At 66.4% G+C, this 26358-nt stretch carries 18 protein-coding genes; 6 read left to right on the plus strand and 12 right to left on the minus strand.

Going from position 1 to position 26358, the window contains the following annotated elements:
* The first annotated feature begins 124 nt into the window (after positions 1-124).
* On the plus strand, positions 125-2284 hold the full coding sequence (fhuE, locus tag CLM74_RS18015; RefSeq protein ID WP_105164644.1) for a ferric-rhodotorulic acid/ferric-coprogen receptor FhuE: 2160 nt from the start codon (positions 125-127) through the stop codon (positions 2282-2284).
* 79 nt (positions 2285-2363) lie between these two features.
* Here the strand turns inward: fhuE and CLM74_RS18020 are convergent, their stop codons facing one another.
* Together CLM74_RS18020 and CLM74_RS18025 are read right to left on the minus strand one after the other, a co-directional pair.
* A complete protein-coding gene (locus tag CLM74_RS18020) occupies positions 2364-5228 on the minus strand; it encodes a TonB-dependent receptor (RefSeq protein WP_105164645.1) in 2865 nt (954 codons plus the stop codon).
* Between the two features lie 399 nt (positions 5229-5627).
* The gene (locus CLM74_RS18025; protein ID WP_025878672.1) at positions 5628-6035 is read right to left on the minus strand and encodes a biopolymer transporter ExbD; all 408 of its coding nucleotides are present in this window, start codon (positions 6033-6035) and stop codon (positions 5628-5630) included.
* Between the two features lie 151 nt (positions 6036-6186).
* Between CLM74_RS18025 and CLM74_RS18030 the strand changes: the two genes are divergently transcribed.
* Both CLM74_RS18030 and CLM74_RS18035 read left to right on the plus strand, forming a co-directional pair.
* The gene (locus CLM74_RS18030) at positions 6187-8172 is read left to right on the plus strand and encodes a transglycosylase SLT domain-containing protein (protein WP_105164646.1); all 1986 of its coding nucleotides are present in this window, start codon (positions 6187-6189) and stop codon (positions 8170-8172) included.
* Positions 8173-8262: 90 nt separating this feature from the next.
* Entirely contained in the window at positions 8263-9483 is a 1221-nt protein-coding gene (locus CLM74_RS18035) for a multifunctional CCA addition/repair protein (protein WP_105164647.1), read from the plus strand.
* A 57-nt stretch (positions 9484-9540) separates the two neighbouring features.
* Here CLM74_RS18035 and CLM74_RS18040 read toward each other — a convergent pair whose 3' ends face one another.
* The 4 genes from CLM74_RS18040 to CLM74_RS18055 form a co-directional block, all read right to left on the minus strand.
* On the minus strand, positions 9541-9975 hold the full coding sequence (locus CLM74_RS18040) for an SseB family protein (RefSeq protein ID WP_059065110.1): 435 nt from the start codon (positions 9973-9975) through the stop codon (positions 9541-9543).
* A gap of 87 nt (positions 9976-10062) precedes the next feature.
* On the minus strand, positions 10063-10422 hold the full coding sequence (locus CLM74_RS18045) for a transcriptional regulator (protein WP_105164648.1): 360 nt from the start codon (positions 10420-10422) through the stop codon (positions 10063-10065).
* 63 nt (positions 10423-10485) lie between these two features.
* On the minus strand, positions 10486-10824 hold the full coding sequence (locus CLM74_RS18050; RefSeq protein WP_080149839.1) for a hypothetical protein: 339 nt from the start codon (positions 10822-10824) through the stop codon (positions 10486-10488).
* A 3-nt stretch (positions 10825-10827) separates the two neighbouring features.
* Positions 10828-11868, minus strand: a complete 1041-nt coding sequence (locus CLM74_RS18055) for a S41 family peptidase (protein WP_105164649.1) — start codon at positions 11866-11868, stop codon at positions 10828-10830.
* 372 nt (positions 11869-12240) lie between these two features.
* Here CLM74_RS18055 and CLM74_RS18060 point away from each other — a divergent pair, with 372 nt between their 5' ends.
* Positions 12241-12663 (plus strand): hypothetical protein, encoded by a 423-nt coding sequence (locus tag CLM74_RS18060; RefSeq protein ID WP_105164650.1) that lies wholly within the window; start codon positions 12241-12243, stop codon positions 12661-12663.
* A 341-nt stretch (positions 12664-13004) separates the two neighbouring features.
* On the opposite strand, the gene CLM74_RS18065 is transcribed toward CLM74_RS18060, so the two are convergent.
* The 6 genes from CLM74_RS18065 to CLM74_RS18090 form a co-directional block, all read right to left on the minus strand.
* A complete protein-coding gene (locus tag CLM74_RS18065) occupies positions 13005-16049 on the minus strand; it encodes an autotransporter domain-containing protein (protein ID WP_105164651.1) in 3045 nt (1014 codons plus the stop codon).
* Positions 16050-16409: 360 nt separating this feature from the next.
* Entirely contained in the window at positions 16410-17477 is a 1068-nt protein-coding gene (locus CLM74_RS18070) for a heparan-alpha-glucosaminide N-acetyltransferase domain-containing protein (protein ID WP_105164652.1), read from the minus strand.
* A 2-nt stretch (positions 17478-17479) separates the two neighbouring features.
* On the minus strand, positions 17480-18628 hold the full coding sequence (nagA, locus tag CLM74_RS18075) for an N-acetylglucosamine-6-phosphate deacetylase (RefSeq protein ID WP_105164653.1): 1149 nt from the start codon (positions 18626-18628) through the stop codon (positions 17480-17482).
* Positions 18628-19656, minus strand: coding sequence for an SIS domain-containing protein (locus CLM74_RS18080; RefSeq protein WP_025878683.1), 1029 nt, complete (start codon positions 19654-19656; stop codon positions 18628-18630). Before CLM74_RS18080 ends, nagA begins: the two co-directional genes overlap by 1 nt.
* Before the next feature lie 7 nt (positions 19657-19663).
* Positions 19664-20731 (minus strand): LacI family DNA-binding transcriptional regulator, encoded by a 1068-nt coding sequence (locus CLM74_RS18085; protein ID WP_025878684.1) that lies wholly within the window; start codon positions 20729-20731, stop codon positions 19664-19666.
* Positions 20732-20770: 39 nt separating this feature from the next.
* The gene (locus CLM74_RS18090) at positions 20771-22063 is read right to left on the minus strand and encodes a sugar MFS transporter (protein WP_105164654.1); all 1293 of its coding nucleotides are present in this window, start codon (positions 22061-22063) and stop codon (positions 20771-20773) included.
* Between the two features lie 384 nt (positions 22064-22447).
* On the opposite strand from CLM74_RS18090, the gene CLM74_RS18095 reads away from it, so the two are divergent.
* Entirely contained in the window at positions 22448-23464 is a 1017-nt protein-coding gene (locus tag CLM74_RS18095; protein ID WP_105164655.1) for a glucokinase family protein, read from the plus strand.
* 142 nt (positions 23465-23606) lie between these two features.
* Positions 23607-26270, plus strand: coding sequence for a TonB-dependent receptor (locus CLM74_RS18100; RefSeq protein WP_105164656.1), 2664 nt, complete (start codon positions 23607-23609; stop codon positions 26268-26270).
* The last annotated feature ends 88 nt before the right edge of the window (positions 26271-26358 follow it).

Genomic DNA, 26358 nt, shown 5'->3' on the forward strand with positions numbered 1-26358 from the left:
TAGTTCGTATTACCATTTCTTTCGTTTCCGGTGGTGCCAGGACGGCCTGCCCGCCCTTCCCCTACCCGTAGCGCCTCGACTCCTGGATGACGGCCGAACGCGCGTGCCCGTTGCAGGAATCCGCATGATCCGTTCCGCCTTTCGTACCCCGCAGCCGCAGCGGCTGTCCGTTGCCGTACTCGTCGCGCTCTGCGCCGTCGCACCCACCGCTTTCGCCGAAACCGCCACCGACCCGACCACCCTCGACAAGGTCGTAGTGAAGGGCGAGCGCGCCGAAGGCTATTCGGTGCGCCGTACCTCGGCCGGCACCCGTTTCGACCTGGCGCCGCGCGAGATCCCGCAGTCGGTCAGCATCATCAGCCACCAGCGCATCGAAGATCAGCAGCTGGACGACATCATCGACGTGCTGGGCAACACCACCGGCGTCACCAGCACCCAGTCCGACAGCGAGCGCACCGAGTTCTATGCGCGCGGCTTCTACATCGATGCGTACCAGTTCGATGGCCTGCCCACGCAGATGGTGCAGAACTGGAGCTACGGTGACTCCGGCCTGGACCTGGCCCTGTATGACCGCGTGGAAGTGGTGCGTGGCGCCACCGGCCTGCTCAGCGGCGCCGGCAATCCTTCCGCCTCGGTGAACCTGATCCGCAAGCACGCCGACAGCGCCGAACTGACCGGCAGCGTGTCGGTCAACGTCGGCAGCTGGGGCCGCACCCGCACCACCGTGGACGTGGGCAGCGCGCTCAACGCCAGCGGCACCGTGCGCGGCCGGGTGATCGGCAGCTACCTGGACACCGATGGGCAGATGGACCGCTACAACCAGCGCAAGACGCTGGGCTATGCGGTGATCGACGCCGACCTGACCCCGGATACCCAGCTCAGCGTGGGCTACGACTACCAGCAGAAGCGCGCCAACGGCGCGACCTGGGGTGGCTTCCCGATGCTGTACTCCGACGGCAGCGCGACCCCGTACGACGAATCGTTCAACGCCAGCCCGAACTGGACCTACTGGGACACCACCAGCAAGCGCGCGTTCGCCACCCTGCAGCACGCCTTCAGCAACGGCTGGAAGTTCAAGATCGGCGCAACGCATGACCAGACCAAGGCCGACGACAAGCTGTTCTACCCTGCGTACAACGATTGGACCACCGGCGCCTCGAACTTCGACAAGACCACCGGTGCGGGCATTTCGCCGTCCGCAGGCTTCTACAACACCGAGCGCAAGGTCACCGGTGTCGATGGCTACGTTGATGGTCCGTTCCAGTTGTTCGGCCGCGAGCACCAGTTCATGGCCGGGCTGAGCTACAACAAGCGCGACTACGCCAACTACGGCGACTACCAGGTCGGCGGCGCCGGCCAGAGCTGGGACCCGTTCGCCAGTTACCTGAACTGGACGGGCAACATCAGCGAGCCGAACTGGAACCCGCTGGCGCTGGCCAGCGAGGGCACCATCACCCAGAAGGCCGGCTATGCCGCCGCACGCCTGTCGCTGGCCGATCCGTTGAAGCTGATCATCGGCGCGCGCTACACCGACTGGAAGAGCGAGGGCGAAGGCGCGGATCGCGAGCACAAGGTGACCACGCCGTATGCCGGCCTCGTGTTCGACATCAACGACACCTACTCGGCGTACACCAGCTACACCGAGATCTTCCAGCCGCAGACGCTGAAGGACCGCAACGGCAGCTATCTGGACCCGGTGGATGGCAAAAGCTACGAAGTGGGCGTCAAGGGCGCCTGGTTCGACAACCGCTTGAATGCCTCGCTGGCGGTGTTCCGCATCGAACAGGACAACGTCGGCCAGATCACTGGCGAGCCGGTGCCCGGCAGCCAGAACGAATTCGCCTATCGCGCCGCACGCGGCACGGTGAGCCGTGGCTTCGAGTTCGAGCTCAACGGCGAACTGGCACCGGGCTGGAACGCCACGTTCGGTGCCTCCCGTTACGTGGCCAAGGATGCCAACGACGCCGACATCAACACCAACCTGCCGCAGACCGCGCTGAAGCTGTTCACCAGCTACACCCCGCAGTCGCTGCAGGAACTGACTGTCGGCGGCGGTGCCAACTGGCAGAACCGCATCTACTACCCGGTGCCGGCCTATGGCCGCATCGAGCAGAGCGGCTACGCACTGGTCAGCGCCTTCGTGCGCTACCGCATCTCGCCGGAGTTCAGCGTGCAGGCCAACCTCAACAACCTGCTGGACAAGAAGTACCTCTCGCAGATCAATGGCTACGGTGCGTATGGCGATGGTCGCAACGGCTCGCTGACGTTTACCTGGTCGTTCTGAAGGAACCGTCGCCGGGCATGGCCCGGCGCTACCGCGGCAACAGCAGCGCCGGAATCACTCCGGCGCTGCTGTACTCACATCAGAACCGCAGGTCCGCGCGCAGGTACCAGTAACGGCCACGCGGGATGTCGTAGGTCGAGGCGTCATAGCCGTTCAACGAACACGACAGGCAGATCGGCGGGTCCTTGTCGAACACGTTGTTCAGGCCCGCTGTCAGCTGCAGGCCCTTCATCCAGTCGATCTTGTAGCCCACCTGCATGTCATGGAAGGTGGTGGCCGACAGCGTGTTGGTGCCGGCGGCCTGGTTGCTGCACACCGGGAACGCCACGGCGTCACCGCAGTCTTCGGTCAGCTCGGAAATGTGGCGTACCGTCCAGTTGGCGCTCCAGTTGTCCAGCGTCCAGCCGATGCTGGCGTTGCTGGTCCACTCCGGAATCGAACTGTCGGCCACTTCCACGCCGGGCTTCTGCGGCTGCCGCTGGCCGGCCGCACCGGTGGCCTCATAGCGACCGACGAAGGTGTTCTTCCAGCCCAGCTTGAACTGGCCGATCGAGCTCTGCGGCAGGGTCCAGAACAGGTCCACATCCCAGCCGTCGGTCTTGATCGAACCCAGGTTGGTCAGGCGGTTGTTGAAGCTGCTGACCGCACCGGTGCTGGCACGCGTGATGCCGTCGCAGTAGATCGGGTCCAGGGTATCCACGCACAGGTCCAGCTGGGTCTGCGCGTTGATCGCCTGGATCGCGCCATCGATGTTGTGGCGGTAGAACGTCACTTCCACGTCGAAGCGCTCCGACCACGATGCATCGTTGCCGAACCAGGGGCTCCACACGAAACCGGCACTGAAGCTGCGCGAGCGCTCCGGCTCCAGCTCGCGGTTGCCGCCGGTGGTCACCGAGATCTGCGAGTTGGCCTGCTGGAAGCCGGTCGGCACGCCCAGCGATGCGCAGTTGGCCGCACTGCCACGTGGCGGTGTGCCACCCAGGCCCACCGAGCAGGGATCGAACAACTGCAGATCCGCGCGCGCGGCCGAACCGTACAGCTCGCCGATCGACGGTGCGCGGAAGCCTTCGGCGTAGGTGGTACGCAGCACGAAGTCATCGGTCACCTGCCAGCGCAGGCCGTACTTGGGCGTGAACTCGCCACCGAAGGTCGAGTAATCCGAGTAGCGGCCAGCCAGGCTCAGGTCCAGCTTCTTGCCCAGTGCCGAGTCGGCGAAGATCGGCACGCTCAGCTCCAGGTACGCTTCGTTGACGTCGTAGGAGCCTGACGTCGGCTGCGACGGTACGCCGTTGTAGTGGCCGATCACCGTCAGCGGATCAGGCTGGTACGAACCTTTGTACTTGCGGTGTTCGAGGCCGGTGGCGAAGGACACCGGGCCGGCCGGCAGGGTGAACAGATCGCTGGACAGGTTGGCGGTGAACAGGCTCAGCTCGTTCTGGCTGCGGTCGCGCACCACCGGCTGGATCCAGCGCAGCATGTCCGGGGTGATCGAACCGGCGCCGCCGAAGATGTTCAGCGGTACGCAGCCCGGCGTGGCCGCGCACACCGCAGGATCGCCCAGCGCCATGTTGACGTTGTAGATGTTGTAGCTGCCGTAGTTGGTCTGCTCGGCCTTGTTCTTGCTGTACATGCCGTTGACGTCCCAGTACCAGCTGCGGTCAGCGGCCTGGAAGTTGCCGACCAGGCCGGTGGCGAAGTACGTCGTGTCCACCTGCTGTTCGAATACGCGCGCGCCGCCTTCCACCGGACGGCGGCCGATCAGGCTCATGTTGCCCGACGACACCAGGTCGAAGCCGAACGGGTTGTACGGGTTCAGTGCCGAGACCACGATGTTGTCGGCCAGCGGATTGCCGGTGGCACCATCAGGGCCGAAGAACAGCGGTTCCGGGCCGGCCTGGTTGGTCGACTCGCGGCGGTTGCCCAGTGCCTTGACGTACCACTGCACGTTGTCGGTGATGTCGAACCGGAACTGGCCAAACAGGCCCTTACGCTCCGACGGTGTCAGCACCATGTTGTATTCGGCGAAGTTGAAGCGGTCGGCGCTGGTGAAGCAGTGGTAGTCGTCGGTGCGGTTGCAGCCGGCGCTGCCGTCGTAACGCGGGCTGCTCACGCCGGTGTTGGGCACGATGTCCTGTTCGGCACCGGTGTTGGGATCGACGAAGGCGAAGCGCCCCTGCGGGATGCCGCCGCTGCCGAAGGCCAGGCCGGTGCCGGGAATCGGGAAGCGCGACTGCTCGCGGTCCTTCGCATACACCGGGTCCTGCTTGGTCCAGCTTGCCCCCAGGAACAGGCTGTAGCGGTCGCCGCTCTTGCCCCAGGCCAGGTCCACGCCCTTCTGCGTGCCATCGCCCTTGCCATACTGACCGTAGTTCATCGTCATCTGGCCGCCATCGAAATCGCGGCGGGTGATGATGTTGACCACACCGGCGATGGCATCGGAGCCGTACAGCGACGATGCGCCGTCTTCCAGCACTTCGATGCGCTCAACGATCGCCAGCGGGATGGTGTTGAGGTCGGTGGCCGAGCCCACGCCCGAGGCCGAGGATTCATTGACCCAGCGGATGCCATCGACCAGCACCAGTACGCGCTTGGCCCCGAGATGGCGAAGGTCCACCTGCGCCGAACCCGCGCCGACGCCACTACCGTCGGGTGGGAAACCGAAGTTGCCCGACGAATTGAACTTGGCATTGAGCGCCGAGCCCGAGCCGGTGAGCTGTTGCAGCACTTCACCGATCGAGGTCAGGCCGGTGCGTTCGATGTCGGCGCGGTTGAGCGTCTGGACCGGCACCTGGCCTTCCACTTCAGCGCGCTTGATGCGGGTACCTGTGACTTCGACGCGATCCAGGTCGGTGGTGGCCGATTGGGCAGCAGCCCCCAACGGGGCCAGTGCGGTCACGCACAGCGCGACGGCAACCGCCAAGGGGCGGTGATGCAGGTATTTCATTCGCTCTCTCTCCAAAGGAATGTCGGGACATGGACTGCCGCGCTCCCCCCTGCATGGCGGCAGCGTCTCCTTTGTAAACAAGCGGTAAACATCGCGGCGTGATGCCCGACACTCTTTCACGCGAATTTGACGATTCTGAAAGCAGATAACGTCATTTGCCTACGTATTCACCGGAATGCGCGTACGACAACATCGCCGTAGCGCTGGGTCATTCCCGCGGGGTCACGATAGCGCCGGGCCATGCCCGCCCGGGTCACGGTAGCGCCGGGCCATGCCCGGCGAATTGTCGAAGAGGTCTCTGCCAAGCCCGGCGCACATCGCAGGTCTGCCGCCGGGTATGACCCGGCGCTACCGGTACACGTGCGGCCTTCCCTTGGGAAGGCCGCACCGATGAATCGCTCACTGCACGAACGCGATGCGTTGCATGCCGGTGGCTTCGGCGGCGGCCAGGATCTTGGCCATGCCGTCGTACTCGGCCGACGGATCGGTGCTGATGCGCAGCTCCGGCAGGTTGCCGGCATGCTCACTGGCCTGCGCCTGCAGGCGCGACTGCAGATCGCCGATGGCCATCGGCTGCCCGTCCCAGCTCAACTGGCTGGACGCATCCAGGCGCAGTTCGATCGGCGGCGGCGGTTCGGGGCGATCCACCACGCGATCGGTGGCCTGCGGCAACTGCACGTTGATCGGCCGCGACAACATCGGCGCGGTCACGATGAAGATGATCAACAACACCAACATTACATCCACCAGTGGCGTGACGTTGATGTCCGCCAGCGGGCCGCTTCTTCCTGCGCTACTGAATGCCATGTGCCGCTCCCTGCAGCAGGGCCGGTCGCCCCAGCCCAAACCTACGCCGGACAACCGCCCTCGCGGCAGTGCGGATCCCGCCATCATTCAGCTGTCGTTGCCGTCTTCGGCCGTGTACACAATGCGAAACTGAATTCAGCCACTGCCCGCTATGCTGGTCGCCATGACCCGACGATCTTCGACCGCCCTGTCCCTGCTCCCGCTGGCCACCACGCTGCTGATCGGCTGCGCGAGTGCCCAGTCCCTCGATGCCCAGAACGCCCAGCTGAAGGCCGCCATCGCCGCCGCCGAACGTGGCCAGTTCGATCCCGGCCAGGCCGCCGCGCTCAGCCGCCATCCCGCGTATGGCTGGCTGGAGTTCGCCAACCTGCGGCGCAACATCGACACCGTCGATACGGCGCAGGCACAGGCCTTCCTCAAGCGCTACCAGGGCCAGGCCGTGGCCAACAGCTTCCGCAGCGCCTGGCTGCCCTCTGTAGCGCGCCGCCAGGACTGGCCGACGCTGCTGGCCAACTGGGCTCCCACCGACAACCTCGGCCTGCGCTGTGCGCAGCTGACAGCGCGCCAGGCCACCGGCAAGCTGGACCCGCAGTGGATCGGTGAAGCCCAGGATCTGTGGCGCAAGAACGGCAAGTCGTTGCCCGATGCCTGCGACGCCGTGTTCGCCGTGCTGCAGGCGCAGGGTGGCATGAGCGACGCGCTGCGCTGGGAACGCATCGATGCCGCTGCCGATGCACAACAGCCGGCGGTGATGCGTTCGGCTGCCCGCGGCCTGCCGGCCAGTGATCTGGCCTTGGCCAACACCTACGCCGCCTTCGTCGACAAGCCCAATGCCAGTGCCCTGAACTGGCCGCGCAACGAGCGCAGCCGGCGCATCGCCACCGACGGCCTGGCCAAGCTGGCCAAGGCCGACCCGGATGCTACCGAACAGCAGCTGCCGCAGTACGCGCAGGCGCTGGGCCTGAGCGCCGAACAGCAGGGCCAGGTGCGTTACCAGATCGCCCTGTGGACGGTGGCGTCCTACTTGCCCGACTCGGCTCGCCGTTTGAATACCGTGCCCGATGCGGCCTATGACGAACGCCTGCACGAATGGCGCGCGCGCGAAGCGATGTCGCGCGGCGATTGGCCGGCGACGCTGGCGGCGATCCGCAAGATGGGCCCGACCCAGCGCAACGATTCGCGCTGGCGCTATTTCGAAGGCCGCATGCTGGAAAAGACCGGCCAGGCACAGCAGGCGCAGCCGCTGTTCCGCGAAGCCGCGCGCGCACCGACCTTCCATGGTTTCCTCGCTGCGGACAAGCTGCAGCAGCCCTACACGCTGTGCCCGTGGAAGCCCAACGACAGCGCACAGGCGCAGGCCGCGGTGGCTCGCGATCCGGCCATCCAGCGGGCGATGGCGCTGTACCAGATCGACCGCGCCGGCTGGGCGGTGGCCGAATGGAACAATGCGCTGTCGCGCTTCGATGACACCCAGCGTCGCCTCGCCGTGCGCGTAGCGCAGGACAACGGTTGGTTCGACCGCGCGGTGTTCGCGCTCGGCAAGCAGCCGCAGGAGCAACGCCTGTACGACCTGCGCTTCCCGCTGCACCACGACGCCACGATCCGCCGTGAATCGGCACGCAATGCCATCGACCCGGCCTGGGTGGCCGCCGAGATCCGCGCCGAAAGCACTTTCACCCCGCGCGCGCGTTCGCCTGCCAATGCGATGGGCCTGATGCAGGTACTGCCGGCGACCGGCGCCGGCGTGGCCAGGTCCATCGGCCTGACCGGCTACGGCGGCGCTGACAGCCTGTACGACCCGGATACCAACATCGCCATCGGCACCGCGTACCTGCGGCAGTTGATGAACAAGTACGACGGCCTGCCCTACGTGACCATCGCCGCCTACAACGCGGGCCCGACGCCGACCGCACGCTGGCAGACCCAGCGCCCGGGCTTCGATCCGGACCTGTGGATCGAGACCATCAGCTACAAGGAAACGCGCGAGTATGTCGCCCGCGTGCTGGCCTTCAGCGTGATCTACGACTGGCGACTCAATGGCGACGCATTGCCGCTGAGCGACCGCCTGATGGGCCGCCTGGTGGACAAGCGCAAGGCCTTCACCTGCGCCGCCAACGCCGACCAGGGCGGCGATTGATCACGTGGTATCGGTAGCGCCGGGCCATGCCCGGCGAACGCCATGTGTTCGGCCGGGCACGGCCCGGCGCTACCGTGCCATCATCCCCCCATGAAGATCTATCTTGTCGGCGGCGCCGTGCGCGACCGCCTGTTGCAGCGCCCTGCCGGCGACCGTGACTGGGTCGTCGTCGGCGCCACGCCCGCGCAGATGGAAGCGCAGGGCTTCACCGCCGTGGGCCGTGATTTTCCCGTCTTCCTGCACCCGAAGAGCGGCGAGGAATACGCGCTGGCCCGCACCGAACGCAAATCCGGCCGTGGCTACCGCGGCTTCGTGGTCGATGCCGATCCGGCGGTGACGCTGGAAGAAGACCTGCAGCGCCGCGACTTCACCATCAATGCCATCGCCTGCGATGAAGACAGCGGCACGCTGGTCGATCCTTATGGCGGTGCGCGCGACATCGAGCAGCGCGTGCTGCGCCATGTCGGTCCCGCATTCGTTGAAGACCCGCTACGCGTGCTGCGTGCGGCGCGCTTCATGGCCCGCTTCGCCTCGCTCGGTTTCACCGTCGCGCCGGAAACCATGGCGCTGATGCGCGAGGTGGCCGCCAGTGGCGAGCTCGACGCGCTGGTACCGGAACGTGTGTGGCAGGAACTGCGCAAGGCATTGGTGTGCGAGCGCCCATCGGCGTTCCTGCGCACCCTGCACGACGCGCACGCGCTTGGCCCGATACTGCCAGAACTGGAAGCGCTGTACGGCGTACCGCAGCGCGCGGAATTCCATCCGGAAGTCGACACCGGCATCCACCAGGAAATGGTCAGCGACATGGCGGCAAAGCTGGCGCCCGGTGATGACCTGGTCGGCTTCGCCGCACTGACCCACGACCTCGGCAAGGGCCTGACCCCGGCCGAGGAATTGCCGCGCCACATCATGCACGAGCAGCGCGGCATCAAACCGCTGAAAGCACTGTGCGCGCGCCTGAAGATTCCGACCGAGCACCAGCAGTTGGCCGAGGCCGTCTGCCGCGAGCATCTGAACGTGCATCGCATCGACGAACTGCGCGATGCCACCGTGCTGGAACTGCTGGGCCGCTGCGATGCGTTGCGCCGGCCGGAGCGGGTGGCACGCATCGCGCTGTGCTGCGAGGCCGACAAGCGCGGCCGGCTCGGTTTCGAGGACAGCGACTACCCGCAGGGCGAAACACTCAAGCGCCTGCACCGGGCGGCGCTGTCAGTGCAGGCGCGTGACCTGGACACCACACACCTCAAAGGCCCGGCCATTGGTGAGGCGCTGGCCAAGGCGCGTGTACGGGCGATCGCCGCCGCCCGCTGATGCTTATCCGGCACTTTTACCGGTAGTGCCGGCCGCTGGCCGGCAACCACAGCGCTATCAGTGCGCCATCCCGCGGGTGATCGCCGCAGCACGTTCCTTCAGCTGCGCCACCGCATCGGGAATCATCTCCATGCCCACGTCCAGGCCGGGGTTCAGCACCAGGCCGACGCCCTCGCCGATGCCCGACAGCAGTGCATGCACCGCGATGGGCATGGCGTGGGCAAACTGCGGCAGCTGCTCGTGCCAGATCTCCGCGCGCTCGGGCGCGGTGAACACCGCAAACATCGGCTCGCCGCTTTCGCTGGTCAGCACCAGCGGCGAAATGCTCTCGTCCCAGGCGCCGTCTTCACCGATGGCCTTGTCCAGCAGCACGAACACCGGCGCGGTCAGCAGGCCGTCGAGGAACTGCGAGGCCGTAAGGGTTCCATCCTGGGCCTGCAACAGGCGCACTTCCAGGTCGTTGGCGGGTTCGAACGGCGTTTCGTGGTCCATGGTCGGTTCCGGTACGTGGTTGCTGGCTGCAACTTTAGCAGGCCCGGCATCAGCCTACGTACACCTCGTTCCGCAGCGGAATCGACCTCAGCGGCCGATCAGGCTTTCCGCCGGAATGCCCAGGTTGCGGTGCAGATTGCGGATCATCTCCAGAGTCAATCCGCGCTTGCGATTCAATACCTCGTATACGCGGTTGAGCTGACCAATCGAGGGCACCAGATCCTTGACGGTCAGACCGCCCTGCTCCATGCGGAAGCGGATCGCTTCAATCGGGTCCGGCAGCTCGATCGGGTAGTGCTTCGCTTCGTAGGCCTCCACCAAGGTGGCGAGAATCTCGAAACGATCTCCCTCTTCGCTATCCAGCGCAGGTTCGTTCTCGAAATAGGCCTCCAGCTCGCGCAACGCGTTCTGGTAGTCGACTTCTGTGCGAATAGGACGAATGTTCATGGAAACTCCGCAGTACAAGCGCCAACCAGATCATAAGCCGCACGCAGCACTTCAGTTATACGGTCAGCCCCCACCGTGTCCCTGCCGCCACATCCACCCCGCCACCGCCAGCCCGGCCACTATCACCAGCATCACCGGCAGCCCAAAGCGGTGCCGGAATGGGATCGGCACCCCGCCCAGCTGCTGGTCCATGCTTTCGGTGTCCAGCACCCAGCCGTGCTCGCAGCCGGTGCAGGCCAGCTCGTAGCGGCGCTGGTAGACGAAGCCGAACAGCAGGTCGATGCGCGCCATCCTGTAGCGCAGCTGCGGGGCGAATTCGGTTTCGGTCTGGCAGCGCAGGCAGTGGTGCGATTCGGTGGGGCCGACAATCAGCACCCGTTCGTGTTGGCCGATCAGCAGCATGGCTCAGCCCTCTTTACAGGCGGGCTGGGCCAGCAACCAGGCTTCGGCCGCCGCCACCGTGGCGTCATCGCCAGCGGTGGCCTGGTCCGGCACGATCTTCCGCCCGTCGCCATTTCCGTTGCGATCGCGCATGACGCTGGTGGTCAGCACCAACGCGCTGCCGTCCACCAGCCGGCGCACCACGTTGGCCGTCGATACACCCGCCGTAGGCTGTCCGAAACTGCGGGTCTGCGCGCGGCCACGGAACGCCAGTACGGTCGCTTCGCCGGAACTGGCGGTGCGCGGGCCGGTCAACACCGCCACCGGCGCGCCAACCTGGCGGGGCAGATAGCCGGGCTGGCCGAAATCCAGGCGCGTCGCCTCGCCCATGCGCACGCCACTGGCAGTGGTCTGCCAGCGTACCGGACCGTCGGCGGTCTCGAATGAGCCCACGTCCTCGATACCCATCGCCGAAGTGCGCAGCAGCGGCGCAACGCCCAGCAGCATCGGCCACATGTTGCCGCCGGTGTTGTCGCGCAGGTCGACGATCCAGCCACAGCGAGGCGTGCTGTCCTTTTCACGGATGATGTTCTGCCAACGCACCGCACGCTGGATGTTCTGTTGCTGCAGCTGCTGCGGCGGCGCACCGGGGTCTGCCGCATAGCCCTCGATCAGCACTTGGCCGATACGCGGGTCACGTGCGCGAGCGGCGTCGCTTTCGCTGCGGGCAGCGGCGGTGGCGTTTTCGCGGGCGAAACGCTCCACACGTTGCTGCTGTCGTTGCGGGGTCATCCAGCTGCCGTGACCGCCTGAACTGCGACCGATGGCCTCGGCCAGGACGGTCCGGACCTTGGCCGGATCGCCCTGCGCATCCTTCAGCCGCGTGCGCGTGGCAGGCCAATCGACCCTGCCTCGGTACAGCGCCTCGCGTTCAAGCATGTCCAGCAGCTGTGCCTGTGCGGCGGGTGATGGAATCTCGATGGCGTCGGCCGCAGTGGCAGCGGTCGTTGCCAGCAGCGCGGCGATGAGGAGGGCACGCCCCGGCAATCCTTTGCTGTTCCGCATCGACATCTGCCTGTCGTTGAATGAAGGCGAAGCATAACGCCTTGGCCGCCGCGCGGCGTGTCGCATCAGGCACGTCGGGATCGGACTGCGATTTACAACTTTGCCCATGTCGGCACGCTGGCAAACGCGCGAAGGTCGCTGTGCCGGCGCCACCTGCGCTGGCCGGGATTGGCGTCCTGAATCAATGAGCAAAGATGACCGATTGCCTCGATGCAGGCACTCGCGACAATGCACCACCTGCCGGTCCATGGCGGGCGGTGCGTGGGGACCCTTGGGTCCGTCGGCTTCTTCTTTGCTCTTGACCGGCACGCCAACCCGCACCGCCCGCCACCTTGCATTCCGCAGGTGGCCCAGCCCTGTGAGGTTGTTGCCATGACCACGCTCCACCCCACCTATCCGCGCCTGCACACATTGCTGGGCGATGCCCTGCCCGACCTGCAGCTGCCCAACGCCACCGCCGAGGCGCTGGAAGACGCGCTGGCCGAAGCCGATGAAGCTGCTCCCACGCCCGCCTTCTTCAAGCGGCTGCGCGACGTCACGCGCTGCCACGCCGCTGACGGCGAGCCGTGGACGGAACTGCGCATCACGCCGGCACGGGCGCGCGATCTGGCCTGCACCACGCGCTGCCTGCTGGCGTTGTCGGCGCTGGGGGGTGTGCTGCTGGCGACGCAGGCGGCGCGTGAACTGGACGACGCGGATGCGCAGTGCCCGCCGCTGACGGAGGAAGGGCTGCTGCATGCGGTACAGCTGCTGGCCGATCACGCGGGCGCGTTGCTGGGGCGTTCGCCGTTGTAATGCAGCGGTGTTGGGATTGCTTGATTGGTAGCCAGGGCGTGTCGACCGAGGTCGACACCTACCAGAGCAGGTCATGGCGCTGGAGGGATTCGTACCGACCTGGGTCGGCACCCACCAAAGCGGATCATGGCGCTGGAGGGATTCGTGTCGACCGAGGTCGACACCTACCAGAGCGGGTCATGCCGCTGGAGGGATTCGTGTCGACCGAGGTCGACACCTACCAGAGCGGATCATGGCGCCGGGGGGATTCGTGCCGACCTGGGTCGGCACCCACCAGAGCGGGTCATGGCGTCGGTTGGATTCGTGTCGACCAAGGTCGACACCCACCCAAGCGAAGGTCGTCACCAGTCAGCGCGCAGGCCGATGTTGCCTTCGATGATGCGGCGCTTGCCGTTGTCGCTGCCACCAACCTCGCGGGTGTAGTCGGCCACGGCATACGCGCTGATCGTGCGGTTGAAGCGCCCGACCACGCCGACACCGGCCTCCACAGCACGCGAGCGCTGCGAATTGATGATCGCGTCGCTGTCGAACAGGATGCGGTCCTCGCCTGAACGGCCATGCCAGTAGTTCAACTTGAAGTACGGCTGCCAGCCGTTGTCGGCCAACTGGTAATCGCCCGCCAGGCGCAGGCCGACGCGGCCGGTCCAGGCGTTGTCGTTGTCGAAGGAAACGGTGGACACCAGATCACGCTGGTCATCCAGTGAACTGCGCTGCCAGATCACCTGCAGCTGCGGTTCCAGCCACCACGATGACTGCCCGAACTGCAGCAGTGGCTTGCCCGCTTCCAGCGACAGCGTGGTGCCATCGCCCTTGAGGTCGATGCCCAGCCCGCGCGAGGAGCGCGTGCGGCCGTCGTAGCGGCTCTGCATCGCCACCGCGTCGATGTAGCCGCCGCTGCTGTCGGTCAACGTCCAGTACAGGCCCACGTGCTTGTCGTCCAACCGGCTCTGGCCGACCAACACGTTGTCCCAGCCCACCGCCAGGCCGGTGATCCTGCCATCGGCGCGAGTGCGGCCGACGAACACGCCGATCTGGTTGCGGTGGCTGTCACCGCTGGCAGCCCACACATCCAGGCCTGCCTGCACACCCATCACGTCACCATCGAAGCCGGGCCGTGCATCGCCTTTCCAGTGGATCTCGCTGCTCTGCCCGACCAGCCGTCCCCATGCCGTGCGGAAGGCGCCCTGGTTGTACAGCAGGCGCTGTTCGCCCTGGCGCTCATGGAAGGTCCCCAGGCTGGCCAGCGAGGTCTCGCGCAGCAGCGGTGGCACCACGGCGTAGGCCGCGGTCTCCAGGCGGTACAGCGGCACCAGGCCGTTCTCGTTCGGCGCGGCGGGCCTTGCCCCCGCACTGGGCGGCGGCGAACCGGTACCGGGCAGGCTGCCACCGGCCACCGGCACGTCCGGTACGGGTGGATCACTGGGCGGCGCTACGGGCGCAGGTTCCGGCGGCGGTGGCGGCGGTGCGGTCTCGCCTGCGGTCAGGTCCGGATCGGTGGCACCCTCTGGCGGCGGCGGGGGTGCCGGGGGAATCGGCGGTGGTGGCGCCACCGGGGGCGTCGGCGGTGGCGGTGGCAGTACTTCGCCGCCGCCGTTCGGCGCGGGCGTCGGCCCGGCCGCCAATGTCGAACGCAGGTACCAGTTCTCGCCGGTGCCGGCGCTGACGCCGCCCTTGAACAGGAAATACTCGTAGGCACCGGCCGAGACCGGTGCGAACAACGAGAACGCGCCTGGCGCGGTGGTTGCGCCGTTCAGCGCCTGCACCACCAGGATACCGTCGACCAGCGTGGCCGCTCCTCCGCCACCGGTGTTGATGATGCCAAGGCCGGTGCTGCCGGTGGCGGTGCCGCCATCAAAGACCAGGCGGTCGCTGGCTGAGTCGTCCGCACCCAGCACGGTCTGCAGGTACACGCCACCGCCGTCGCCGCGATAGTTGCCACGGATGGTGAAGGCATCGCCGGCGCCGCTGTTGTTGGTCAGATCAATGCGTCCGGCGTTGACCATGTTCACCAGCGCAGCTGTCGCGAACGGACGGATCGCATGGTTGCCGCCACCGCCGAACAGCGTGCTGGTCTCGTCCACGTTCAAGCTGCCGGTGCCGGTGGCACTGTCGCCCAGCACCAGGTCGCCATCGAAGGTGAGCTCGGTGCTGCTGGCCAGGCTGATCGCTTCCCAGTTCTGGAAGCGTCCGACGCCAGCGGTCTTGACGTTGTTGAAGCTGAGGCGATCGCTGCCGGTGCCACCATCGAACAGCGGTACAGCGCCGAGGTTGGCCTGGTTGAGATTGCCCAGGGTCGCGACGTCATCGTCTGGGCCCATGTCGATGGCGCCGTAGACAATGCCGCCGCCATTCCAGTTGAAGGTGTCGTTGCCGGTGCTCAGCAGCACCTGGCCACGCACCGTGCCACCGGTGATGGTGACGCTGTCGGCGCCGCCGCTGACGCTGATGTTGCCGCCGATGTAGGCGTCGTTGGAGATGATGATGGTGTCGGTGTCGAAGCCGGTGACCACGTTGCCGTCGACAGTGCCGCCGGACATGTCCCACAGGTTCTTGTCCAGTTTCATGTTGACGCGGCCGATGCGGCCGCCGGTCATCCACGCCTGGTCGCCATCTTCGAACGCGCCGACGATGCGGCCACCGCTCATGCGGAAGGTGTCGATGTTGTCGCCCTGCTGCAGAGCGCCGATGGTGCCGCCGGTCATGACGAAATCATCGCGGCCACTGCCCTGCGTCACCAGCCCGGTGATGGTGCCGGCGTTGACGGTCAGCTGGTCATCGCCATTGCCCTGGTCGAGGCTGTCGATGGTGCCGCCGCTGAGCAGCAGCACGTCGTTGCCATCGCCCTGCTGCACGCCGCCGCTGATGCTGCCGGCCAGCATCTGCAGACGATCGTTGCCGGCACCGAACTGCACGCCGCTGCTGCCACTGATGGTGCCGCGGTTGACCAGCTCGCTGTCGCCGGCACCGCTGAACTGCAGTGCGATACCGCTGCCGGAACTGATGCTGCCGGTATTGTCGACGCGGCTGCCGCCGCCAAGCTGTACCGCGGTACCGCTCGCCGAGCTGATGGTGCCGAGATTGGTGAGCACGTGCCCGCCCGCGCCGAGCAGGGCGACGGCGCTGCCCGCGCCGGCCTGCTGCAGCTGCGCGCCATTGCCAACATTCACGGTGATACCTGCCGCGCCACTGGCGCTGATGGCTGCTGTCTCGGGATTGGGGGCGGTGCTGCTGCAGGTGACGGTCTGCCCGGCCACGGGAGCCGTCGCGTCGCACCCGGCCCAGGCGGCAGGGGCGGACAGGGCGAGCAGCGAGGGCATCGCCAGGATCTGCAGCAGGGAAACGGTCAAGCGGCGCTGGCGGAACCCGCGCGGGACGACATGGGACATACAGCACTCCTGGGTCGGGGGATCAGGAACTGCGGATGCTCTGTACGACACTGCTGATGCAGTCTGCCCTGCCATGAATGGTTTCGATAGGTGAACTTATCGGCAGTCGGTCACGCTTTCGTTGTGAAACCGGGAAGTAGTCACGCAGCCCGCATGTCGATGAACCGGTTCTTTTCCCATCGCCCGGGATGGAACATACACGCATGGCGTGGATCTACAGCAGGCATGCCACGTGTGGATGGGCCATGGATCCGCGCCAAGCGTGGATGAACCGTGGCCCCACACCACACACGGATGGGCCATGCCCAGTAGATCCACGCCATGCGTGGATGGGCCGTTCTCCACGATCTTCGTCCGCGCTCAGATCTTCAGATAAATGCGACGCCGGTCCAACCACCACGCCACGCCCCACCACAGCGCAACGAACGCCAGCGCCTGCAGCATCGAGGCCAGCTCCAGCGCCTGTGGCATCGCTGCGGCCAACTGTTGCCAGACCCAACCCCAGGCGCCGGTGCCCAGCAGGATCACCGACATCACCGAGGCACCCAGATAGGCGGTGATGGCATTGACGCCGAAGCGCCGGCCCAGTGCCGGCCATCCCTTGCGGTCGATCAGCAGGTGGCCCAGCCACAATGCCAGCGCGGCCAGGCCACCGGTCCACAGCACGTAGCTGGGCGTCCACAGCTGCTTGTTGAGCGGCAGTACGGTTGCCAGCAGCAGGCCAAGCACGGCGGTGACCGCACCCAGCGCGGCCAATGCACCGGCGCGGCCACTGCGCAGCAGGCCCCCGGCCAGCAGGCCCAGCACGGTGCTGGCCAATGCGCCCAGACTGCTCAGCAATCCTTCCGGGTCATGGCCCAGACCGGTATCGGCCTGCCATTGGTAGATCCATGGCGCGAACAAGGTGGTATCCAGGCGACTGGCCGGGTTGGTCCACGGCGCCAGGTCACCCACGCCCAGCAGCAGCGCGGCGTAACCCACCAGCAGCGCTACCAGCGCGGCCGCCTGCACGCGCGGGCGCGCATACACCGCCAGCACGCCCACCACGGCCGCGCACAGCGCAATGCGCTGCAGCACGCCCCAGATGCGGAAATGGTGCGTGTGCAGTGCCCACCACACCAGCAGGTGCAGCAGCACACCGGCAACGGCGATGCGCAACGCGCGTTCCAGCACGCCACGTGCAAGCGCAGGCCGTGCGGCCGCATCCAGCGCGCGCGGTGCGACGCTGAAGGCCATCGACACGCCAACAAGGAACAGGAAGAACGGGAACACCAGATCGGTCGGCGTACAACCGTGCCAGTCGGAATGGCGCAGCGGTGCGAACACCGCGCTCCAGTCGCCTGGGTTGTTGACCAGCAGCATCGCCGCCACGGTCATGCCGCGCAGGGCGTCGATCGAGCCCAACCGGCGTGGCGGCGCGCTGCTCATCGTCAGGCCGCCTCGTACTGGCCGGCGATCCACGTACCACGCACCTGCAGCGCGTCGTCCAGCAGCACCAGGTCGGCCTGGTAGCCCTCGGCGATGTAACCCAGGCGATCATCGACATTGAGGAACTGCGCCGGATAGGTCGAGGCCATGCGCGCGGCTTCAGCCAGCGGCTGGCGCAGCAACTGCACGGTGTTGCGCACGGCAGTGGCCATGTCCAGCGCCGAACCGGCCAGCGAGCCGGCCGCGTTGCGCACCACGCCGTCGATGGCAGTAATGGTTTCGCCATACAGCACGTAGCTCGGATCGTCGGCACCGACCGGCGGCATCGCGTCGGTCACCAGCATCAGGCGGCCACGCGGCTTGGCCGCCAGCGCCACCCGCAGGCTGGCCGGATGCACGTGCACGCCATCGACGATGATGCCGATCCAGCTGTCGCGATCTTCCAGCGCCGCGCCGACTGCGCCGGGTTCGCGGCCCTGCAGCGGCGACATCGCGTTGTACAGATGGGTGAAGCCACGCACGCCGGCATCGAGGCCGGCACGGATCTCTTCATAGGTGCCGGCCGTGTGGCCAGCAGCGACGATCACACCGCGCTCGACCAGCGCGCGGATGGTCTCCAGCGGCACGCGCTCGGGCGCCAGGGTCAGCAGGGTCACGCCGTTGTCCAGCGACGACGCCAGTTCGATTTCCTGCTCGTCCGGCACGCGGAACTTGCTGGCATCGTGCGTGCCCTTGCGCGCCGGTGCGATGTACGGGCCTTCCAGGTGGATGCCGATCACGCCGGGCACGCCCTGTGCGATCGCCTGGCGCATCGCGCCGATCGCCTCGCGCATCACGACCACGTCGTCACTGATCAGGGTCGGCAGCATTGCCGTCGTGCCGAAGCGGCGATGCGCACGGGCAATCGTACGCAGCGACTCGACGTCGGGCGTGTTGTTGAACAGCGCGCCGCCACCGCCATTGACCTGTACATCGATGAAGCCGGGCAGCAGCCAGCCACCGCCAAGATCCACCTGCTCGTCGGCCGTACCCAGCTGCGGCGCCGCGTCGGGCAGCAGCGCGCTGATGTGGCCGTCTTCGATCACCACCGCAAGATCATCGCGGAACTCATCGCCGGCAAGAATGCGGGCATTGCGCAGGACGGTTGTCATCACACCGTCTCCGTCACCTTGTTCAGATGCGGCGGCAGATCCGGGTTGAAGCCACGGCGCAGCGCCAGTGCATTGATCGCGCGATAGAAGCTCTGCACCGTCAGCAGCGGCGCGCACAGCGGATGCGGCGCGGCAGCGACCGGCAGGTTGCCGCCGGCACCGGCCAGCCACACCTTGGCGCCACGTGCGGTGAACTCTTCAGCCACGGCACGGGTACCGGCGCCGGTCTCATCGGGCTGGGCAAAGGCCAGCACCGGGAAGCCGCGATCGACCAGCGCCATCGGACCATGCTTGACCTCGGCCGAGCTGTAGGCCTCGGCATGCAGACTGCAGGTTTCCTTGAACTTCAGCGCCGCTTCCTGCGCCGCGCCCAGGCCGAGGCCACGGCCGAGCACGAACAGGTTGTTGGCCTCCACCAGGCCATCGGTCACAGCGCTCCAGTCGCACTGCCAGGCCTCGCGCATCGCATCGGGCAGCAGGTCCAGTGCATTGCGCAGCGCGCTGTCCTGCTTCCAGTACGCGGCCAGCTGCAGCAGCGCGGACAACGAAGCGAGGTAGCTCTTGGTTGCCGCCACGCTCTTCTCCACGCCGGCATGCAGCGGAATGACCGTGTCGGCCAGTTGTGCCAGCGGAGAATCCTCGACGTTGACCAGCGCCACCACGCGCGCGCCAGCGGCCTTGGCCGCTTCAGCATTGCGCAGCAGGTCCGGGCTCTTGCCGGACTGCGAGATGACAATGAACAACGCACCGCGCAGCTGCAGCGGTGCCGCGTAGACCGAGCCCACCGATGGCGAGGCCGAGGCAACGACCAGGCCCAGCTGGGTTTCCAGCAGGTACTTGCCGTAGGTCGCGGCATGGTCGGAGCTGCCACGTGCGCAGGTCACCACGAACGGCGGCGGCGCAGCGCGCAGGCTGGCTGCCAGCGTCTCCATCACGGCGTGGTTGCGGGCGAACTGGCGGGCAACGACCTCGGCCGCTTCGGCGGCCTCGGCGAACATCAGGGTGGCGGTGGGATCGGACAGCGACATGGCAGGCTCAGGAAGGATCGGAAGGAAGGGGGCGCGCGGCGGCAGGACGCATCGGTGCGGTCGAGCCGCGCACCACCAGTTGCGGCACGAAGCCCTGGTTGTGCAGCGGCGCCGGCGCATCGTCGTAGGCATCGCTGCGCAGCTGTGCGATCAGCAGGCGCGCGGCATGGCGGGCGATGTCTTCGGTGGCCTGCTTGGCGGTGGTCAGCGGAGGCCACGACTGGCGCGAGAACGGACTGTCCTCGAAGCCGGCAATGGACAGGTCGTAGGGCACGTTCATGCCGGCCGACTTCGCTGCGGCCAGCACGCCGGCGGCGATTTCATCGTTGGAACCGAAGATGGCGGTGGGCGGTTCGCGCAGTGCCAGCAGGCGCCGCGCACCGCGGAAACCATCGTCGAAGGTGTAGTCGCCCTGCACCACCAGATGCTTGTCCACGGTCATGCCGTAGTCCTTCAGCGCGGCCTCGTAACCGGCGTAGCGTTCGCCCGAAGAACGGTGCGAGGTGCCACCCCAGAGGAAACCGATGCGCTGGTGGCCCAGCTGGATCAGGTGCTCGGTGATTTCATAGGCGGCTTCGCGGTCATCAACGAAAACGCAGGCGCCATCGGCCGGATCTTCGGTGGCGGCGATGATCCGCACCAGCTTGATGCCACGTGCGGTGAGCGCCTGGACCAGGTCGCGACGTTCGGACATCGGTGCGGTCAGCACCAGCCCGGCAAGGCGCGAGCGCTGCACCCAGTCGGCCAGTTCATCGGCCAGCAGCGGCGAACTGGAATCGCACGGATGGATCTGCAGGCCGAAGCCTGTTTCGCGGCAGGCGGCGAGCACGCCGTTCTGCACGCCGATGATGTGGTACGGGTTGGGGTTGTCGTACACCAGCCCGATCACGAAGGTGGTGCCGCTGCGCAGGTTGCGCGCGGACGGATCGGGTTCGTAGTCGAGCTCGGCAATGGCACGCAGCACCCGCGCACGGGTGGCCTGCATCACCGAGGGCTCGTTGTTGATCACCCGCGACACCGTCTTCAGCGAGACCTTGGCCTTTTCGGCAACGTCCTTGATGGTCGCTCTGCGCATCGGCTTTTCCTGGGGTTGGCTGCCGTCCATCATCGCCGATCAGCCCTTGTCCTGCGGCAGGCCGACGCGATGGCCGACCACCGAGTAGAACAGGATGTACAGGTAGCACGGCACCATCAGCAGCAGGAACACCAGCTGGAAGTCGATGTGCTGCTTGAGCACGGCGAACAGCTGCGGAATGATCGCGCCGCCGGCGATGCCCATGACCAGCAGCGCCGAACCGGTTTCGGTGAAGCGGCCCAGGCCACGGATCGCCAGCGGGAAGATCGCCGGCCACATCATGGCGTTGGCAAAACCCAGCAGCGCCACGAAGGCAACCGACACATAGCCGTGGGTGAAGAAGGCGCCCAGGCAGAACACCACGCCCAGTACCGCCGAGACGGTCAGGTAGCGCGACTGCGAGATCACTCGCGGGATCAACGCCAGGCCGACCACGTAGCCGATCAGCATGGCGAACAGGGTGACCGCGGTGAACATCTTGGTCTGGTCCAGCGGCAGGTCGAAGCCATGACCGTAGGTACCGATGGCGTCACCGGCCATCACTTCCACGCCGACGTAGACGAACAGGCACAGCACGCCCAGCCACAGGTGCGGGAACTGGAAGATGCTGCTGCGCTCGGCCTTGCCCGGTGCGCCGGCCGGGGTGGCATTGGCCTCGGAGGCCTTGATTTCAGGCAGCGGCGAGAACAATACCGCGACCGCCAGCACCACCAGCAAGCCGGCCATGGCCAGGTATGGCGCGTGGATCTTGGCCGCGAACTGGTTGAGCAGCGTGGTCTTGGTGGCCGCATCGGCGGCCTGCACCTGAGCGTCGAGGTCACCGATGCCATGCAGCACCAGAGTGCCGATCAATATCGGCGCAAGGATGCCAGCGATCTTGTTGCAGATGCCCATCATCGCGATGCGCCGTGCGGCGGTTTCGATCGGGCCGAGGATGGAGATGTACGGGTTGATCGCGGTCTGCAGCAGCGCAAGGCCGCTACCGATCACGAACAGGCCGCCCAGTGCACCGGGATACCAGCGCTGGGTGGCGAATTCACCGAACAACGCCGCACCACCGGCCATCACCAGCAGGCTCAGGCTCAGGCCTTTTTTCATGCCGGTGCGGCGCAGGATCCACGACGCCGGCAGGGCCAGGAAGAAGTAGGACAGGTAGAACACCATCAGCACCAGGAAGGCGCCGACCTCGCTCAGCTCGAAGGCGAGTTTGACAAAGGTGATCAACGGGCCGTTGAGCCAGGTGAAGAAGCCGATCAGGAAGAACAGCACGCCGACGATGGCGATGGACGAGGCCACGTTCGGGCGTGCGCTTGCAGCGGGGACGGCTGACATCAGGAAGGCTCCTGCGGCGACGGCCGCAGAACACGGCGTCGGAGAGTGGCTGGGAACAACGTTGTCACATTCTTTCGATGGACAGCGACCGTTTGTCAACTTCCATGCGCGGGTCACCACACCTCATGCTGCACTGCGCAAGCGCGTTGCACGGCCATCCGCTGAATGCGCTTGGCCCTTGAAGCCCCTTGCTGCAACGGTTCCGCCCGGGATGCAGTACTCACGCCATGTAAACGTTTACGGCGATCTGCATTCGTTGCGGCGCAGCAACGAAAGTGTCACGAACTCGTTGACATCGTTGTCAACGCGGTTACAGACTCCGCCCAATCGCCGGCTCCATCGTTGCCCTTTCCGGGGCCGGCCCCACCTGCAGCAGGAGCCCGCGTGACCGCCAGCCATCCCGCCCCGGCCCATGTCCTGTCCCGCGTCGCGCCCTCGTTCCTGGCTGCCGACGTTGGCGGCACCCATGTGCGTGTCGCCCGGGTCCAGGCCAGCGGCGACGATGCCCATCCGGTGCAGGTGCTCGATTACCGCAAGTACCGCAACGCCGACCACGCCGGGCTCAGCGCGATCCTCGCCGACTTCCTGGCCGAAGGCCCACGCCCGTCGCATTGCGTGGTCGCCACCGCCGGCTACGCCCGCGAAGACGGCACGGTGATCACCGCCAACGTGCCGTGGCCGTTGTCGGCGCGGCAGATCGAGGCCGACGTCGGCCTGCAGCGGGTGCACATCGTCAACGACTTCGAAGCGGTGGCCTACGCGGCCGCGCAGGTCGATGCCAGCGGCGTGCTGCACCTGTGCGGCCCGGAAACGGCGCCGCGCGGCCCGACCCTGGTGGTCGGCCCCGGCACGGGCCTGGGCGCAGCGCTGTGGATTCCCACCGCCGACGGCCCGGTGGTGCTCGCCACCGAGGCCGGGCAGCCGACCCTGGCCGCCAGCACCGAACTGGAAATGGCGATCGTCCGCCACATGCAGCGCGACCGCGCGCACGTGTCGATCGAACATGCGATTTCCGGCCCCGGCCTGATGAACCTGTACCGCGCGATCTGCGCGCTGCAGGGGCAGGCACCGGCGCTGGCCAGCCCCGATGCGGTCACCGCTGCGGCGATGACCGGCACCGATCCGCTGGCGCGTCAGGCGCTGGATGTGTTCTGCGGCCTGCTCGGCAGCACCATCGGCGACATGGCCCTGTTCTATGGCGCCCACGGCGGGGTGTACCTGGCCGGCGGGATCCTGCCGCAGATCCGCGAGTACCTGCGTACCAGCACCTTCGTCGAACGCTACCTGCAGAAGGGGCCGATGGGCGAGGCGCTGGCACGCATCCCGGTGAAGGTGGTCGAGCACGGACAGCTGGGCGTGATCGGCGCTGCCAGCTGGTACCTGCTCCACGCCGACGCCTGAACCTGCAATCGGCTTCAACGCAATCGCAGCACGCAGTACGTGGCACGCCAATGCCGGGACATCGCCGCCGCCCCGCGCACGTCATCGCAACCGCAATCCCATATCGCCGCCGGCATCCAATCGAGTGATGAGGAGAGACATCATGAATACCCGCAAGACCTTGCTTTCGGCCGCCATCGTCAGCTGCATCGCCTTCAGTGCGCACGCGCAGCAGGCCGCCCCGACCGCCACCGATCTGGACACCGTCACCGTTACCGGTATCCGCGGTTCGATGGAGAAGTCGCTGGACACCAAGCGCGAAGCCAATGCGCGCGTGGAAGTGGTCACCGCCGAAGACGTGGGCAAGCTGCCGGCGCACAACGTCGCCGACACCCTGCAGCGCCTGCCGGGCGTCAACATCAGCTCGTCCAGCGCCGATGAGGGCGGCTTCGACGAAGCCGACCGTGTCAGCCTGCGCGGCACCAGCCCCAGCCTCACCCAGACCCTGATCAACGGCCGCACCGTCGGTTCGGCCGACTGGTTCGTGCTCAGCCAGGGCAACAACGTCGGCCGCAGCGTCAGCTACTCGCTGCTGCCGTCGGAACTGGTCAGCTCGGTGGAAGTGAACAAGTCCTCGCAGGCCAAGCTGCAGGACGGTGGCACCACCGGTACCGTCAACATCATCACCCGCAAGCCGCTGGAGTTCTCCAAGCAGTTCACCGCTGAAGGCTCGATCGGCATGGTGCGTTCGGACCAGGCCAAGTCGAACGACCCGCAGTACTCGGCATTGTTCAACTACAAGAACGAAGAAAACACCTTCGGCGTGATGGTGCAGGGCTTCAGCCAGAAGCGCGAACTGCGCCGTGAAGCGCAGGAAATTCCGGGTGGCTTCTTCCAGATCGGTCCCAAGGATCCGGTGGCCCTGACCAATCCGGACCTGATCGGCGTCAACGTTCCCGGCCTGCTGGGTTCGACCCTGTTCGAACAGACCCGCGAGCGCAAGGGCGGCCTGGTCTCGCTGCAGTTCAAGCCGACCGACACCCTCACCCTGGGCCTGAATGGTTTCAGCTCCGAGCTGAAGGCGAACAACTACAACCGCAACTTCATGATGTTCGGCAACAGCTTCGCCAAGGTGCAGGCGCCGAACCCGGGCTATGTGGTCAAGGATGGCGTGCTGACCAACGCCACCTATGCAGGCGTGCCGGGCACCAACTACGCGGTGTACGACATGATCTACCGCGAGTCGAAGGCCAAGTCGAGCTACGTCACCTTCGATGCCGACTGGCAGATCAGCGACAGCCTGACCGCCAAGTTCCAGGCCGGCAGCACCAAGGGCACCGGTGAGACCCCGCGCCAGTACATCGCCGAGGTCACTCTGGCCGGCGGCGGTGGCGCCAGCTGGGCCACGCACGGCAGCGGCTCGCCGATCGACTGGAACGTCGGCGGCGACCTCTCGCCCAACGGCGTCACCAGCTTCGGCACCTGGGGCAACCAGCAGGTCACCGCCGAAGACAAGGAGAAGTGGGCCACGCTCGACTTCAACCAGTACTTCAACGACGGCGGCGTGCTGAGCTCGCTCGATTTCGGTGTGCGCTTTGCCGATCACAAGCGCGAAGCGCTGTCGCCGGAAGGCGCGACCCCGGGTGACATCTGGAGTGCACTGAAGAACGGCGCCACCTCCAACTACCCGAACGGTTTTGCCGGCGATATCGGCGGCACCTTCCCGCGCAACATCTGGTACTTCACCCCCGGTGCGCTGAAGGAGGCGGTGACCAACAACTCCACCTGGCTGGCGGGCAACGACGGCCCGACCGGTCGCCACAACTACGGCGCCGAGTGGCGGGTGAAGGAAAAGAACTTCGCCGGCTACGTGCAGGCCAATTTCCGCGGTGACTGGTGGAGCGGCAACCTGGGCCTGCGCTACGTCAACATCAAGCAGGACATCGATACCTACAACGCCGTCAGCAATGCTGCCGATGCGGATGTCAGCAGCCTGTTCGGCATGTGGGAACGCATGGCCTTCCAGAACAAGCGCAACCGCGTGCTGCCCAGCGCCAACATCAAGTTCGACCTGGACGACAACCTCGTGCTGCGCGTGGCCGCGTCGCAGACCCAGACCCTGCCGGACTACTCGGCACTGGGCGCGTCCTCGTACGGTTCCGACCTGAACCGGACCGGCGGCGGCGGCAACCCGAACCTCAAGCCGACCCTGTCCACCAACCTGGATGCCAACCTGGAGTGGTACTTCATGCCGCGCGGCCTGTTGTCGATCGGCGCCTACCACATGGACCTGAAGGACTACATCGCCTTCGACGTCGTCTCGCGCCAGCTGTACAGCGAACTGACCAACCAGCTTGAGACCTACCAGATCTCCACCCCGATCAATGCCGACGGCAAGGTCACCGGCGTGGAAGTGGCCTACGAGCAGCCGATCGGCGAATACTTCGGCGTCAACGCCAACTACACCTACGCCAACGGCACGACCGCGCACACCTGGTCCGATGGTTCACACAACCTGCTGGGCACCTCGAAGAACACCTACAACGTGGGCGCGTACTTCGAGAACGAGCGCTTCGGTGCACGGGTCAGCTATACCCACCGTTCCTCGTTCCTGATCAGCCTGTCGGGCACCAACCCGTACTACCAGGATGACTTCGGCACGCTGTCGGCGTCGCTGAGCTTCAAGGCCACCGACTGGCTGAGCATCAGCCTGGATGGCCTGAACCTCAACAACCCGACCTACAAGTACTACCAGACCGCGGCCATTCCGACCTCGTTCTACAGCAACGGTCGCCAGTACTACCTGAACTTCCGCTTCAAGTACTGATCCAGCGGCAGCCTCATCGCCGAGTCGTGCACGCACGCCGGGCCTGGGTCATTCCGGGCCCGGCGTTTTTCATGTATAGCGAACATCG

Origin of the sequence: Stenotrophomonas sp. MYb57, from assembly GCF_002966815.1 — a bacterium.
GTDB lineage: Bacteria > Pseudomonadota > Gammaproteobacteria > Xanthomonadales > Xanthomonadaceae > Stenotrophomonas > Stenotrophomonas indicatrix.

Coding starts and splice junctions, on each gene's coding strand:
- CLM74_RS18030 (WP_105164646.1), top strand. CDS start 6,187: ATGCTGGTCGCCATGACCCGACGATCTTCGACCGCCCTGTCCCTGCTC.
- CLM74_RS18025 (WP_025878672.1), bottom strand. CDS start 6,035: ATGGCATTCAGTAGCGCAGGAAGAAGCGGCCCGCTGGCGGACATCAAC.
- CLM74_RS18085 (WP_025878684.1), bottom strand. CDS start 20,731: ATGCGCAGAGCGACCATCAAGGACGTTGCCGAAAAGGCCAAGGTCTCG.
- fhuE (WP_105164644.1), top strand. CDS start 125: ATGATCCGTTCCGCCTTTCGTACCCCGCAGCCGCAGCGGCTGTCCGTT.
- CLM74_RS18080 (WP_025878683.1), bottom strand. CDS start 19,656: ATGTCGCTGTCCGATCCCACCGCCACCCTGATGTTCGCCGAGGCCGCC.
- CLM74_RS18045 (WP_105164648.1), bottom strand. CDS start 10,422: ATGAACATTCGTCCTATTCGCACAGAAGTCGACTACCAGAACGCGTTG.
- CLM74_RS18055 (WP_105164649.1), bottom strand. CDS start 11,868: ATGCGGAACAGCAAAGGATTGCCGGGGCGTGCCCTCCTCATCGCCGCG.
- CLM74_RS18060 (WP_105164650.1), top strand. CDS start 12,241: ATGACCACGCTCCACCCCACCTATCCGCGCCTGCACACATTGCTGGGC.
- CLM74_RS18050 (WP_080149839.1), bottom strand. CDS start 10,824: ATGCTGCTGATCGGCCAACACGAACGGGTGCTGATTGTCGGCCCCACC.
- CLM74_RS18035 (WP_105164647.1), top strand. CDS start 8,263: ATGAAGATCTATCTTGTCGGCGGCGCCGTGCGCGACCGCCTGTTGCAG.
- nagA (WP_105164653.1), bottom strand. CDS start 18,628: ATGACAACCGTCCTGCGCAATGCCCGCATTCTTGCCGGCGATGAGTTC.
- CLM74_RS18040 (WP_059065110.1), bottom strand. CDS start 9,975: ATGGACCACGAAACGCCGTTCGAACCCGCCAACGACCTGGAAGTGCGC.
- CLM74_RS18070 (WP_105164652.1), bottom strand. CDS start 17,477: ATGAGCAGCGCGCCGCCACGCCGGTTGGGCTCGATCGACGCCCTGCGC.
- CLM74_RS18065 (WP_105164651.1), bottom strand. CDS start 16,049: ATGTCCCATGTCGTCCCGCGCGGGTTCCGCCAGCGCCGCTTGACCGTT.
- CLM74_RS18100 (WP_105164656.1), top strand. CDS start 23,607: ATGAATACCCGCAAGACCTTGCTTTCGGCCGCCATCGTCAGCTGCATC.
- CLM74_RS18090 (WP_105164654.1), bottom strand. CDS start 22,063: ATGTCAGCCGTCCCCGCTGCAAGCGCACGCCCGAACGTGGCCTCGTCC.
- CLM74_RS18020 (WP_105164645.1), bottom strand. CDS start 5,228: ATGAAATACCTGCATCACCGCCCCTTGGCGGTTGCCGTCGCGCTGTGC.